Origin of the sequence: Vibrio crassostreae (assembly GCF_041439375.1) — a bacterium.
Lineage (GTDB): Bacteria > Pseudomonadota > Gammaproteobacteria > Enterobacterales > Vibrionaceae > Vibrio > Vibrio crassostreae_D.
Genome location: NZ_JBGONY010000001.1, coordinates 192,743 through 206,154 on the forward strand (window position 1 = coordinate 192,743; position 13,412 = coordinate 206,154).

Annotated in this window: 14 protein-coding genes; 5 read left to right on the top strand and 9 right to left on the bottom strand. The window is 44.1% G+C overall.

Translation table 11 applies throughout. The features are described 5' to 3' along the window. Both ACED45_RS00895 and ACED45_RS00900 read left to right on the top strand, forming a co-directional pair. A partial coding sequence (locus ACED45_RS00895; protein ID WP_371713140.1) for a hypothetical protein occupies positions 1–432 on the top strand: 432 nt, incomplete at its 5' end. Between the two features lie 97 nt (positions 433–529). Beyond that, complete coding sequence (locus ACED45_RS00900) at positions 530–1,243, top strand: hypothetical protein (RefSeq protein WP_371713141.1); 714 nt, start codon at positions 530–532, stop codon at positions 1,241–1,243. Here the strand turns inward: ACED45_RS00900 and ACED45_RS00905 are convergent. From ACED45_RS00905 to ubiT, 6 genes are all read right to left on the bottom strand, one after another. Then, on the bottom strand, positions 1,240–2,070 hold the full coding sequence (locus ACED45_RS00905) for a LysR family transcriptional regulator (protein ID WP_371713142.1): 831 nt from the start codon (positions 2,068–2,070) through the stop codon (positions 1,240–1,242). The two genes, ACED45_RS00900 and ACED45_RS00905, sit on opposite strands and share 4 nt — an antisense overlap. A 106-nt stretch (positions 2,071–2,176) precedes the next feature. Next, positions 2,177–3,757 carry a peptide chain release factor 3 gene (gene prfC / locus ACED45_RS00910; protein WP_017063282.1) on the bottom strand — a complete coding sequence of 527 codons (1,581 nt, stop codon included), beginning with the start codon at positions 3,755–3,757 and terminating at the stop codon, positions 2,177–2,179. Between the two features lie 159 nt (positions 3,758–3,916). After that, complete coding sequence (rimI, locus tag ACED45_RS00915) at positions 3,917–4,372, bottom strand: ribosomal protein S18-alanine N-acetyltransferase (RefSeq protein WP_371713143.1); 456 nt, start codon at positions 4,370–4,372, stop codon at positions 3,917–3,919. Then, a complete protein-coding gene (locus ACED45_RS00920; RefSeq protein WP_371713144.1) occupies positions 4,365–4,763 on the bottom strand; it encodes a DNA polymerase III subunit psi in 399 nt (132 codons plus the stop codon). Before ACED45_RS00920 ends, rimI begins: the two co-directional genes overlap by 8 nt. A 159-nt stretch (positions 4,764–4,922) precedes the next feature. Then, positions 4,923–5,426 (bottom strand): GNAT family N-acetyltransferase, encoded by a 504-nt coding sequence (locus tag ACED45_RS00925; protein ID WP_102433383.1) that lies wholly within the window; start codon positions 5,424–5,426, stop codon positions 4,923–4,925. Then, positions 5,410–5,937 (bottom strand): ubiquinone anaerobic biosynthesis accessory factor UbiT, encoded by a 528-nt coding sequence (gene ubiT / locus ACED45_RS00930; protein ID WP_032545250.1) that lies wholly within the window; start codon positions 5,935–5,937, stop codon positions 5,410–5,412. The genes ACED45_RS00925 and ubiT overlap by 17 nt, the downstream gene beginning before the upstream one ends. Positions 5,938–6,195: 258 nt before the next feature. On the opposite strand from ubiT, the gene ACED45_RS00935 reads away from it, so the two are divergent. The 3 genes from ACED45_RS00935 (at position 6,196) to ACED45_RS00945 (ending at position 10,310) form a co-directional block, all read left to right on the top strand. Beyond that, positions 6,196–8,235: an EAL domain-containing protein gene (locus ACED45_RS00935; protein WP_371713145.1), complete on the top strand. Its 2,040-nt coding sequence runs from the start codon at positions 6,196–6,198 to the stop codon at positions 8,233–8,235. A 164-nt stretch (positions 8,236–8,399) separates the two neighbouring features. Further along, the gene (ubiU, locus tag ACED45_RS00940; protein WP_371713146.1) at positions 8,400–9,413 is read left to right on the top strand and encodes a ubiquinone anaerobic biosynthesis protein UbiU; all 1,014 of its coding nucleotides are present in this window, start codon (positions 8,400–8,402) and stop codon (positions 9,411–9,413) included. Positions 9,414–9,431: 18 nt separating this feature from the next. Further along, entirely contained in the window at positions 9,432–10,310 is an 879-nt protein-coding gene (locus ACED45_RS00945; protein WP_371713147.1) for a U32 family peptidase, read from the top strand. Positions 10,311–10,396: 86 nt separating this feature from the next. Here ACED45_RS00945 and ACED45_RS00950 read toward each other — a convergent pair whose 3' ends face one another. The 3 genes from ACED45_RS00950 to nlpI all read right to left on the bottom strand — a co-directional run bounded on the left by ACED45_RS00950 (position 10,397) and on the right by nlpI (position 13,308). Continuing rightward, the gene (locus tag ACED45_RS00950) at positions 10,397–11,734 is read right to left on the bottom strand and encodes an MATE family efflux transporter (protein WP_371713148.1); all 1,338 of its coding nucleotides are present in this window, start codon (positions 11,732–11,734) and stop codon (positions 10,397–10,399) included. A gap of 89 nt (positions 11,735–11,823) precedes the next feature. Further along, positions 11,824–12,231: a MarR family winged helix-turn-helix transcriptional regulator gene (locus ACED45_RS00955; protein WP_009847536.1), complete on the bottom strand. Its 408-nt coding sequence runs from the start codon at positions 12,229–12,231 to the stop codon at positions 11,824–11,826. Positions 12,232–12,384: 153 nt separating this feature from the next. Then, positions 12,385–13,308: a lipoprotein NlpI gene (gene nlpI / locus ACED45_RS00960; protein WP_048658156.1), complete on the bottom strand. Its 924-nt coding sequence runs from the start codon at positions 13,306–13,308 to the stop codon at positions 12,385–12,387. Positions 13,309–13,412 lie beyond the last annotated feature (104 nt).

Sequence of the window (13,412 nt, forward strand, 5' to 3'; positions counted from 1 at the left end):
CCAGATATGGACTTTGATGATACACCTCGTTGGTCTCCAGATTTCGGTGAAGACCGCCCCGAGATGGAAGAGCGTGACCTGACAGTTAAGATCATTAACGGCGAAATCCACATTATCGACGAAAACACCAGCGAGTGGGTAGGTACTGTCCAACGCAAAGATGGCGAGCTCGTATTTATTGGCAACGGAGACTTTGAAAAAACACTACTTCGTGTGGAAGGCGATGTTACTTCTGACCAATTCTCTTTAGTCAAAGGCAACGGTCAATGGGTTGCGACTGTTTCAAAAATAGATGACGGTGTACGTATTCAAACAAAGAATCACGATCATGTGTTTGATGGTTCAAACATCGACCGTAGCAAGCTTCAATCTATCGACCCAACTAAACTACAGAAAGCTAAATCCGCTATTCAACAACGTTTACGCGGCTAAAATTCAACCTGAGTTGAACCCGCTCACCCGATAATAGTGAACGCTATTATCGGGTGTTTTTACTCACTAGCTAAGGAAAGCGATTCGGAATTTGAATATGAAACGCCTTCTATTAATACTTGCTTCCACCTTCCCTTTTCATTCATCAGCAAATGACACTCTGGTTGAATCTATTGAGCGTTTTACGGATATTTTTTCCGTCAGCTTATCTCAAAACCCAGACAACGAAAAAACGGTTGCCACTCTTGATATCAACTATCAAATCAATGATAAATTGCGTGTTTTTGGAGAGGTTGATACTCAAGACTATTGGCAAGCAGGGTTGGGATATTCATTCTGGCAAGGGGACACGTACTACACTGAAAACACCGTAAAAGTCAGCGAACATGAGATCACAACAGGCATTTTTGTTGCTAAGTTGATTCATAAAAATTGGACACTGCTTGGCGATATCAACTACAACTATATGGACAGAGATTTCGATGCTTGTCTTCCAAACTTATGCATGGAATATAGAGCCTCTGACACATTCGATTATAGTGCAGGCGCTCTGTGGAGCCCGATTCAATATGCTGACTTTCTTTACAAATTCAACCAAGAAATCGGATTCAAAAAAGATACCCAAGACTTTTATATTAAAGATGATACTACTACGAGATCTAGACATATCAGAAATGAAACTAGGACCAACATTCATTATCACGAAGTAGCTGTATTCTTTAACTTGAAGTACGTAAAACCGTCCGTTACCTACACCATATACCCTGAAAACAAAAACTATGTGGAATTCGGTTTAGCCTTCGATTTCTAGCTATTTAATAACTGTTTAAGCTTCTCTCGCAACTCTTGATGTTGCCCATTAGTTTGATACTTCTTGTGATAGAAAAATTCAAACTCCACAGGACGCATTGAGAATGGAGGCTCATGAATCCGTAAGCCAATGGTTTTTGCTAATTGGATCATGCTAACCGGAACCGCAGCAATGTAGTCAGTCCCTTTTACCGCCAATATCAAGTTAGTGATGTTTCTTACTTCAATAGCAACATCACGTGTGAAGCTCTTTTCGGAAAGAAAGTCGACTATTTGAGTATCTTTGCGAAGTAACTTCAAGGTTACATGACGAGCTGCAAGAAATTCATCCATCGAAATCTGCTCACTAAATTTACTGACCTCGGGATCGCTCATCAATAACAGTCTATCGGTTGTCGCAAATTCAGAAGCTAAGCTCGTTTGTTTTGGTAAACCAGTATCGACTACTAAATCTACTCGGTTGAGTCGGATATCCTCGACAACGTTATCAACAGAGATTGGTGATTCAACCAGCTGAACACCATTGAGCATGGGCATTTTGTGGAGCAGATTCGCTGGCATATAAACAGTAAAATCACGCTTTCTTGATACTGCACCTTCCATCAGCTCTAAAGCATCAGATAATTGACCTGCCAATTTGTGAGCCATTGACGTTGGTTCTATTGAACGCCCTACTCTTACGAACAACGCATAGCCTACCACCGCTTCAAACCTCTTGATTGCAGCACTGACCGCAGGTTGAGTTAGCTCTAACGATTCAGCCGCTTTGGTTATCGATCTTTGTTGATATACAGAGAGGAATGGCTTTACTAAATTGAGATCAAACACGCTTTACTCCATCAAAACGGTGTACTCTTAGTGTAACAAAAAAGCCGAATGCTAGAAGCAATTCGGCTTTAATATTATCCAACAGTGTTATGTAGAACTGTCGCTATTAGTGCTCGCGCGTCGCTCGGAATTGAACTTCAGGGAAACGTTCAGAAGCTAGGTTCAAGTTCACCATAGTTGGTGCGATGTAAGACAGGTTATCACCGCCATCTAGCGCTAGGTTAGATTGGTTCTTACGTTTGAATTCTTCAAGTTTCTTAGCGTCATCACATTCAACCCAACGAGCTGTTGCAACGTTAACACCTTCGTAGATAGCTTCTACGTTGTATTCCGCTTTCAAGCGCGCTACAACCACGTCGAACTGAAGTACACCAACCGCACCAACGATCAGATCGTTGTTCTGCATAGGACGGAATACTTGTACTGCGCCCTCTTCTGAAAGCTGAACTAAGCCTTTTAGAAGTTGCTTCTGCTTAAGTGGATCGCGTAGGCGAATACGACGGAATAGCTCAGGTGCGAAGTTAGGAATACCAGCGAACTTAAGGCTCTCACCTTGAGTAAAGGTATCGCCAATCTGGATTGTGCCATGGTTATGCAGACCAATAATGTCACCAGCGTATGCTTTTTCAGCACGCGCACGGTCGCCCGCCATGAAGGTTACCGCATCCGAAATACTTACGTTCTTACCAGTACGAACATGGTTCATCTTCATGCCTTGGTCGTAAGTACCTGATACGATACGCATGAATGCGATACGGTCACGGTGTTTTGGATCCATGTTTGCTTGGATCTTAAACACGAAACCAGAGAATTTCTCTTCTGTCGCTTCTACATCACGCTCATTCGCTTGGCGCGTTTGAGGTGCAGGAGCCCACTTCGTTAGACCATCAAGCATGTGGTCCACACCAAAGTTACCCAATGCAGTACCGAAGTAAACCGGCGTTAGCTCACCAGCAAGGAACAGTTCGTGATCAAACTCCGGACAAGCACCAATAACAAGCTCTAGTTCTTCACGTACGCTTTCCGCAAGATCAGCACCTACCGCTTCATCTAGCTCAGGGTTGTCCAAACCTTTAATGATGCGAACTTCTTGAATCTCATGACCGTGGCCAGATTCGTACAAGATCGTTTCGTCACGGTGAATATGGTAAACACCTTTAAACTCTTTACCACAACCGATTGGCCATGAGATTGGAGCACAGGCCATACCTAGCTCGCTTTCCACTTCATCAAGCACTTCCATCGGGTCACGAACATCACGGTCAAGTTTGTTCATAAACGTTACGATTGGAGTATCACGAAGACGTGTTACTTCCATCAGCTTACGAGTACGGTCTTCGACACCTTTAGCAGCATCGATAACCATCAAACAAGAATCAACCGCTGTTAGCGTACGGTACGTATCTTCCGAGAAATCTTCGTGTCCTGGAGTATCGAGTAGGTTTACTAGGCAATCATTGTATGGGAATTGCATTACCGACGTAGTTACCGAGATACCACGTTCTTTTTCCATCTCCATCCAGTCAGATTTAGCGTGCTGGTTAGAGCCACGGCCTTTTACGGTACCCGCTTTTTGAATCGCGTTTCCGAATAAAAGAACTTTTTCAGTAATCGTGGTTTTACCCGCATCCGGGTGAGAGATAATCGCAAACGTTCTACGTTTGCTCACTTCTTGTTGGAAAGACATAGTCGCCCTTTGCTGATCTAAAGCGTAAAAAGGGCAAGTAGATAATACTTGCCCTTGAATTCTGTGTGCGGATTATACAGAAAGCGTATCACTTTCTAAAGGGTCAGTTTACACCCTATTTTTCGCGTACCCTCTGCTTAGCTAAAAGCTACAGTATGACTAGCTAAAAGACATAAAAAGATAGCTCATAATGATGGCGTCTTCGTTGCCTTGCTTAGTTGGATAATAGTTACGACGGCGATCAACTTCATTGAAGCCGGCCTTTTCATAAAGATTAAACGCATTCACATTACTTTCGCGAACTTCTAGCCAAGCGCTTTCCGCACCAGCTTGTTCGCACATATCAAGGAAATGTTCCGTTAACGCTTTTCCATACCCTTTACCCTGCAGGCTTGGGTCTACCGCGATATTAAGCAATGTGACTTCGCCAACGATGTTTTGCGCGAAGAAGTACCCAACCACTTGCCCATCGACTTCAAGCACATGATGACAAGCGCCTCGGCTATCAAGATCTCGGATCATATTTTCAGACCAAGGGTGAGAATACGCGGCCTGCTCTATCTTCCAAATGGCGTCTAGGTGTTGTTGTGAAGTCGGTAAAAATTGATTAGTCATAAGCACAAATTTGTTGCCATAAGTCGCGGCGGTGTTGGTTGTTACCGTTAATGTCAGACAGTAATGGCGATTGAAGTGTTTTAGCCTTCAGCTCTTGAGCCGACTCACAACCAGCAAACCATATCCACTCAACCGAACCTAAATCCACAGAAGATAGGTACTGAGGCTGAATGTGTAATGCCTGAAATAATTCGAGCTTGATACTTTTGAGTACTCGTTCAAACATCACGGCGAGATCTTCCTGAGGCTTTTCAGGCGAAACCAACAGTAGCTTGCAGTCATTTGAGAGTGGCATCAATTCAGATTCATAACCCGCTAAACGCTCTGGGTGGCTAAGCTCCCATTGGCTAATGCCCATCTCTTGCAGGTATTGTGCGTGTGTTTGTGACATATCTAGCGGTGTAACCTTAGGTTTATAGTGGGCGATTTATTAGAGCGAAGTTAAAAACGAGCTCATCAGAGTTGGGCTGATACTAACAAAAAATAAAGGAGCATCAAGCTCCTTTATTTAGACTAAATCAGTTTGCATCATATTGCGTGGGAAATGTGCTTATAAGTCATTGAACTCAGGACTGTAAGCAATCTCACCAGAATGCCCTGCAAGCGCACCTTCAACTAACTCGATAGCTTGAAAGGCTCCCTCTGGCACATTCCAAGTGCAGCTCAAACCAAACTCACTCGCAGCCTTGAAACCAAAGCGGCCGTAATAGGCAGGATCACCAAGCACAACACAGGCTGGGTAACCAAAATCAACCAAAGTAGAGAAAGCATCTTCAACCAGTGATTTAGCAATGCCTTGGTTGCGAAACTCTTCTTTCACAGCAAGCGGTGCAAGCCCCTGCCAATTGTGATCGTCACCTTTAAGCGTGATAGGGCTAAACATCAGGTGACCAACCACCTCGCCTTCGTCAGAACAAGCCACCAGCGATAGCGTTAAATGACTATTCTCACGCAGGCTCATAACCAAATTAGCTTCTGCATCTGTTTCAAAAACAGATTTCAATAAACGATCAATGACAAGTATATCTGCCGGTGCTTCAGTTCGAATAAGCATTCATTACCTCACTTTGTGTATCTGGGGATTGTACTCCCTTCTGCACAAAATCAGCTAATTGATTTAACAAAGTTTTCATAGGAGTCGGCAATAAGTCCAAATCTACGCTATCCATCAAGTTTTTGACTTCTAAACCAAGCTCGGTATCGCCTTCAATAGACAGTCTACGTTGGAAGAAAAGCGTATCTGGATCTTCTTTACGCCCCGCAATCAACACAAGGTCATTAAGATTCCCGCTAAAGCTTACATCTTCAGCCACCTCTTTATCAGCTACAACTAGTTGCTCATTTTTGTAACTAATACACCAACTTAACCCCATATCTTTTATTGAGACTTTAAGCCACTTATCTTCTAAGAACTCAAAGTCACCGTCCTCTAAAGCTTCCTTAAAGACATTCTTAAGCGCCTCCAACAAGGCTCTTTTTTGTACTGTTTTAGGCAATAACTGGACTGGAGATCGCAAAATTGATGCGGCATTTTGAACTAGTTGAGTGCGAATCTTGTTTATCACGTGACTTATCCGTAACTTTGTCAATAATATGGAATGCATCATAGATGATGTTAAGATCTCAGTTACTGTTATGTATCAAATTAACTTCTGTTTGATGCTCGACCTTTAATATCCTGAAAATCACAGTTATAGTAACTCAGGTAATGAGAATTACAGCGGATCGCTGCACTCACAGGTAAATATCGATAGCCACACAAAAAGTAATAAATATTTATCGATAGTGAATATTCAAGCTCTTGGAGAATTGGTAGTACTTTGATGCCTCCCCAGCAACTACAACATTGGTTTACCCAGCTAACTGCAAATAGTCCGTTCTTTTTTGCAGTACTTGATGCTCAACATAACTATTTTATGGTGAATGAGCGTTACTGCGATATTGCTGGTTTGAGTCAAACAGAGCTTGCAGGCATGAATGACCGCCAAACATTGGGCGAACAATTTTACCAACATCTTAAGCCTTACTATGAGCGTGCATTCAGTGGCGAAACGATTGAGGCCGAAGTCACCCTTAACGAAACTGACCTCGATACCAGCCTTCATTTCAGCCTATCTCCGCTTACCAATGGCAACAAAACCGACTACATCGTCTTTCACGCCTTCGACACATCAGAAAACCAAGTACTTGTCCGTTCTTTAGAAGAATCCGAAGCTAAATTCCACAAGCTATCTCAACTACTCCCAGACGGATTACTGCTCGTTGAAAGTGACTACATCTTGTCATCCAACCCAGCAGCAGCTCGCTTGCTTGGCTTTAACTCAACCACAGAGTTAATTGGCGAAGAATTGGGACGCCTATTTGTCGATGAACAAACCAAAACAGTTTTCAATAATAACCTCACTTCTATTATTTCTGAGTCTGGTTTGGTTTGCTTAACGGGTGCCCGATGCGGCTTTGAACGTAAGGTTCAGCTCAACATCGACTCCACCACTGTTCTTGGAAGTAATACTCAGTTGGTGCTTATCCAAGACGCACAAGAAACCGCAAAACAATATACACAGGCAAACAGTGAAGATGCCTACATCGACGCACTGACTAAGCTCTATAACCGAGTTGGGTTTACAAAGCGTCTTGAGCAGTTCATTCACAACGATACGCCAGTGGTGATGCTCTACTTAGACATTGATAACTTTAAGAATATCAATGATTCACTTGGTCATCACATCGGTGACAAGGTGATTAAAGAGGTCGCTTCACGCCTTAAACGCTTACTGCCCCGTAAGGCTGTGATTGGGCATTTAGGCGGGGATGAGTTTGGTATTATCCTGCCAGAACCTGAACATCAGCGAACACCTGAAATGCTCGCTGAAAAGATCATCTCCCTGATCAATCAACCCTTCGATCTTCACCACTTCAGTAAACGCTTGGCCTGCTCGATTGGTAGCGTGAACTTCCCTCAAGATGGTACTGATGCTCGTATCTTGTTGCAAAATGCAGACACAGCAATGTATGAAGCGAAAGATCGTGGTCGCAACCGCTTGATCAAGTTCAACGAACAGATGAACAAAGAAGCGCGTATGCGACTGTGGCTGGAGATTGAGCTTCAGAAAGCGCTGCAACAAAATGGACTCGAGGTTTGGTACCAACCAAAAGTAAATGCCCGTGATTTCACCATCAACGGAGCAGAAGCTCTAGTTCGTTGGAAACACCCTGTCGAAGGCTACATCAGCCCTGCTGCTTTCATCCCAGTTGCAGAACGTGCAGGTCTTATCGAGCAGCTTGGTCGTGTGGTGATGCGTGAAGTATTCGCAACAGTTAAACGCTGGAAGATGCAGGGGATCCTACCTGGCCGTGTGGCAATCAACCTTTCTCCTGAACAGTTTGGGAACCCGAAACTGATTGATTACATGGAAAAACTGCTGCGTTCGACAGAACTAGACCCAAGTGCGATTACATTTGAGCTAACGGAAAGCGCGGTGATGAGTGATAGTGAACACACACTTCAAATGCTTAACGCCATCAAGAAACTTGGCTTTGCTCTCTCCATCGATGATTTTGGTACTGGTTACTCTTCACTGTCTTACCTTGCTCGCTTCCCAATTGATGAGCTAAAGATAGACCGTGCTTTCATCTCCGATATCGATACCCTACCAAAGCAAATCACCGTAATTGAAAACATCATCAACCTGGGTAAGTCTCTCGATTTAACTGTGGTTGCTGAAGGTGTCGAAACTAGTGAGCAAGCGACTCTGCTGTCTAATCTCAACTGTAGTTCGATTCAAGGCTTCCACTTCTACCGTCCGCAACCAAAACAAGATGTCGAAGAGTTGTTTGCCCAAAACCGCCGCCATAAGAATTAAGTACCTCATATTTAAACCAAGCCAACATGTAAAACGGTCACTCGTCAGTACCTCAAACGGAGTAAAAGCAGATTTATCCATCTAAACCTGCCTTACATCAATTCCGTCATTCACAATTCTTCATAAAATGCTCGCTTCAACTCAATTCTACTGGTAGTGAGCAAATGGAACTCTTATGCCCAGCGGGTAACTTACCTGCTTTGAAAACCGCTATTGATTGTGGTGCGGATGCTGTCTATATCGGATTCAAAGACGATACCAATGCCCGACACTTTGCAGGCCTAAACTTTGCGGGTAAAAAGCTCGATCGTGCTGTGCAGTATGTGCATGACCACAACAAGAAAATTCATGTTGCCCTAAACACGTTTGCTCACCCAAATGGCTTCGACCGTTGGACCAATGCCGTAGACAACGCTGCTGCGCTAGGTGTCGATGCACTAATCATCGCAGACATCGCGGTGCTTGAGTACGCAGCAAACAAATATCCAGATCTAGAACTGCATCTATCGGTACAAGCATCAGCGACCAATGCCGCTGCTATCGACTTCTACCATAAGAACTTCAATGTTAAGCGTGTGGTACTGCCGCGTGTATTATCGATCCATCAGGTCAAACAGCTTTCTCGTAATATCACTTCTGACGTTGACCTTGAAGTATTCGCTTTCGGTAGTTTGTGCATCATGGCAGAAGGTCGTTGCTACCTCTCTTCATACATGACTGGCGAATCACCAAATACGGTTGGCGCTTGCTCTCCTGCGAAATACGTTCGCTGGCAAGAAACAGAAACAGGCCTCGAATCTCGCTTGAACGAAATCCTTATCGATAAATATGAAGCAGGTGAGAACGCAGGTTACCCAACGCTGTGTAAAGGCCGCTTTGAAGCAGAGATCAATGGTGAACGTAAGCGCTATCACGCACTTGAAGAACCAACCAGCCTAAACACGCTATCAATGCTGCCAGATCTTTTCGCTGCCAATGTTGCTTCAGTGAAAATTGAAGGTCGTCAGCGTAGCCCTGCTTATGTTGAACAAGTCACTCGCACTTGGCGCGCAGCCATCGACCGCTACTTAGCAAATCCTGAACAATACCAAGTAGAACAAGCTTGGAATGCGACACTGGCGAATGTATCGGAAGGTACACAAACCACGCTTGGCGCTTATCACCGCAAATGGCAATAGAGCCAAATGGAGAACTCAATGAAATACGCATTAGGCCCTCTTCTTTATTTTTGGCCAAAACAAGACGTTGGAAGCTTCTATGAACAAGCGAAATCAAGCTCTGCTGATATCATCTATCTAGGTGAAGCCGTGTGTTCAAAGCGTCGTGAGATGAAAGCAAAACACTGGATGGATATTGCCAAAGAGCTGTCGGCTTCAGGTAAGCAAGTCGTACTTTCCACCATGGCATTGCTAGAAGCACCAAGCGAAGTCAACATCATGAAGAAGTACATTGATAACGGTGACTTTGCGATTGAAGCCAACGACGTCTCTGCGATTCAATTAGCAAGCGAAAGCAAAGTGCCTTTTGTGGTTGGCCCGGCGGTTAACACCTACAACGCACGTACTCTGAATCTGTTCTTGAAACAAGGTATGACGCGTTGGTGTATGCCTGTTGAGCTTTCTCGCGAATGGCTAAGCAACGTAATGACACAGTGCGAAGAGCTTAATATCCGTAATAAGTTCGAAGTAGAAGTATTTAGCCACGGCTACCTACCGCTTGCTTACTCAGCACGATGCTTTACCGCTCGCGCAGAAAACAAAGCCAAAGACGATTGCGAAACCTGCTGCATCAAATACCCTACTGGCCTACAAGTCGATAGCCAAGAAGGCCAATCTGTCTTTAACCTTAACGGTATTCAAACTCAATCCGGTTACTGCTACAACCTAGTCAATGATCTACCGAGCATGCATGACTTGGTTGATGTGGTTCGTTTAAGCCCATTGGGCATCGATACCTTCTCTGAAATCAATAACTTCAGAGCGAACGAACAAGGTAAAAATCCAAAGACCATTGAAAGCCGCCAATGCAACGGTTATTGGCACCAACTTGCGGGTTTAGACGTTAAGAACATCTAGTTATTCGAATTGAACTAGCCAGCAACAGATACAAAAAAGGTCTAGCATTCGCTAGACCTTTTTTTATTTAGCTCAAGAAAAGCGACCTATGCTGTCACTGTTTCTAGCGGCGCATCGTCGAGCTTCTTTACGTCTTTATAGAGCGTAATCATAACCACTACGCTTAGCGCGATGTTAGACAGTGGATAGGCAATCCAGATCCCCGGCACACCGTACAATTTAGGCATGATGTACAAGAAAGGTAACTGGATAAGCATATTGCCTATCGTTACAAACATCGCCTTACTGCCCTTGTTTACCGCTTGGTAATAAGCGCCCGCTACCACTAAGAAACCATCAAGCGCCAATGCAAACATGTGTAGTCGAATACCTAATACTGTGTACTCAACTAACTGAGGTTCGTCCGAGTTAAAGACTGATACAAACTCACGTGGGAATGCGTTCAGAAGCAGCACGAACGCCACACCAATCAATACCGAACTCAGCATCGCAATCTTAAGTAACTTACGAATGTTCGCTTGGTTACGCGCACCATGGTTGTAGCTCACCAAAGGTTGCATGCCATTGGCGATACCTTCAGCCGTGAGATAATAAACCGTCACGATGTAGCCCAAAATCGCGTAAGCACCAATCATCAACTGGTCGCCATATTGGGAGAACAACGCATTGTGCAGCGCCACCATCATCGAACCATAAGCGTACATAAAGAAGCTTGATGTACCAATGGCGAAGATCTGTGGGATAACCGATAGCTTCAGTCGTAACTCATTCCAACGTAAGCGTAAATTTGCTCGACGTGAAAAGAAGTAAGCCAGACCTAAGCCCGTTACCACAAATTGTGCGATAGCTGTTGCTAGTGCCGCGCCCATCAACTCCCAACCATACAGAGCGATAAACAGGTAATCGAGTACGATATTAATCACAGCACCAACGATCATCAATATCGTCGCTAAATTAGGGCTGTCATCGTTACGCAGTAGAAACGGCATCGCGATCGAACCTAGCGTGAAGACACTAGCACCAATCAGAATGTGTAAGTACTGCAAGCCAAGTTCATACACTCGCCCTTCAGCGCCCTGCCAAAGCAAGAAGTTATCAGCAAACAAAAACAGCAATGCGGAGACAATAGGCGTTATCGCTAACAACAAGGTTAAGCCCGTTGCTAAGATCTGCTTAGCGCCTTGAGTATCTTTTTCACCTTGGCGAATCGAGACCAGTGCACCTGTACCCACGCCCACCAACATACCAATACCGAGAATCGAACCAATCACAGGCCACGCAACATTGATACCTGCAAGTCCATCAGCCCCCACATAGCGGCCAATGAAAATGCCATCCACCACTTGGTACAGGCCATTAACCAACATGGCTGCCACGGTAGGGATTGTGTATCGCCAAAACTGACGACTAATTGAGTTACTCATTTCTTACTCTACTTTCATTTGTGAGTCGCATATCAACAAGATATGACTCGAAAAATTAGTTAACAAGGCTAACTAAATATCTAAATTATTTACTTCAAAGCTTTATTTAATAATAGGTTTAGCTGCTGAGATTCTTGCTCAGACAAACGACTTTCCAGTATTTGTGCCATGACCTGATAGATCTTACTTTCTTCTTCTAAGCCGACTTCAGCTTTGCTGGTCAGTACAACCAACTTAGACCTCGCATCTTCGAGCGAAGCTTTACGCTCAACAAGCCCCTTTCTCTCTAGTCTCTGAACCATAGTGGTTGCTGAAGGCTTGGTCACCTGCATCTCAATCGCAAGATCAGTCAATCGGATCGGTTCAGGAGAGGATTGAATGACCTTCAAATAGTCATACTCGTTAAAGCTCAATTGGCAAATAGGATCTTCATTTACCTGAGTTCGCCATATCTTTGAAGCAAAACGCTCAATCTTTTCTAAATTCTGGTTTAGCATACTCACCCAATCAAAGAATAGCATTTAGTTAGCAAGACTAACTATTTTAGTGTTGTTTAAATAAAAAGCAATCAAAACGAGATGAAGATCATAAAAAAGGAGCATAAAAAAACCGCTGACAGGCAGCGGCTTCTCGGAGTCAAAATGTATTGCTTACTTAGCGCTGGCTTCTTCTTCAGCCTCAGCTAACTTAACTTGTGCTAAGTGCTCGGCTTTAAGCGTGGTGAAGATACGGCTTAGCTCTAAGAAAGAGTAGCGGTGCTCTACATATTCATACACGTTGAAAGAGACTGACAACTTGTACAAAGAGATCGCATTCGCGTAGTCACCATTCATATGGTAACGCTTAGCAAGGTAGAAGTACGTCTCTGTTAGACGCTGCGCTAGTAACGTGTTGTCACGAGTACCGGTTAAGATCGCCTTAAAAGCCTGCTCTTCAGTAATGTCATCAAGCATAATCGCGACTAATACCCAGCCCCACTGCTCATCGCGACTCTCGTAACGTTTTTGTAAATCAAGCTTAGCTTGCTCTGGCGTTAGCTCATGCTGAATAATATACAACCAAAGAGCGCGAAACGGATCGCTAGGATCATCGGCGTAGTGCTTCATCATCTCTTCATTGGCTAAGTCGTAACGTTCGCCATAATAAAGCGCGATAGAACGGTTTCTTTCTGCGTAAGAGTTTGCAGGATCAAGCTCTAACGTAGAATCAAAAGATTCATAAGCCGCATCAAACTCCCCTACCTGCGTAAAGTAAACACCCAAAAGATTGAAGATATCAGGTTGAGCTGGGTTCAATGAAAGAGATTGGTTGAAGTCGAGACGCGCGAGATCACGCAGGCCAACACTGTCGTAGTAGTTACCACGTTCAAACAGCATCTTAGCTCGAACTTCATCGTTCAAATCTGGGCGCTGTAATAACTGACTAAGACGTGCAATTTGAACTTCTTGCTGAACGCTTGGTTGCAGTGGCACAGCCATCGGTGGATAAACCCAACGTGAGGCGTTATCTGATGTTGTCGCACAACCTGTTAGTACAAGCAGTAAACACATACTCGCGGTTTGAAACCATTTCACAAATAATTACTCCTGTTATGACCGCAATAAAAAAGGGGAGCGATATGCTCCCCTTTATAACATGCTTTGTTGACGATAGGTTAGAAATCACTAAAAAGCGATAT

What these genes read in the sequence shown, in the direction of transcription:
- ubiU (WP_371713146.1), top strand. Translation starts at nt 8,400, where the DNA reads ATGGAACTCTTATGCCCAGCGGGTAACTTACCTGCTTTGAAAACCGCT.
- prfC (WP_017063282.1), bottom strand. Translation starts at nt 3,757, where the DNA reads ATGTCTTTCCAACAAGAAGTGAGCAAACGTAGAACGTTTGCGATTATC.
- ACED45_RS00955 (WP_009847536.1), bottom strand. Translation starts at nt 12,231, where the DNA reads ATGCTAAACCAGAATTTAGAAAAGATTGAGCGTTTTGCTTCAAAGATA.
- ACED45_RS00900 (WP_371713141.1), top strand. Translation starts at nt 530, where the DNA reads ATGAAACGCCTTCTATTAATACTTGCTTCCACCTTCCCTTTTCATTCA.
- ACED45_RS00945 (WP_371713147.1), top strand. Translation starts at nt 9,432, where the DNA reads ATGAAATACGCATTAGGCCCTCTTCTTTATTTTTGGCCAAAACAAGAC.
- ACED45_RS00920 (WP_371713144.1), bottom strand. Translation starts at nt 4,763, where the DNA reads ATGTCACAAACACACGCACAATACCTGCAAGAGATGGGCATTAGCCAA.
- rimI (WP_371713143.1), bottom strand. Translation starts at nt 4,372, where the DNA reads ATGACTAATCAATTTTTACCGACTTCACAACAACACCTAGACGCCATT.
- ACED45_RS00950 (WP_371713148.1), bottom strand. Translation starts at nt 11,734, where the DNA reads ATGAGTAACTCAATTAGTCGTCAGTTTTGGCGATACACAATCCCTACC.
- ACED45_RS00925 (WP_102433383.1), bottom strand. Translation starts at nt 5,426, where the DNA reads ATGCTTATTCGAACTGAAGCACCGGCAGATATACTTGTCATTGATCGT.
- ACED45_RS00935 (WP_371713145.1), top strand. Translation starts at nt 6,196, where the DNA reads ATGCCTCCCCAGCAACTACAACATTGGTTTACCCAGCTAACTGCAAAT.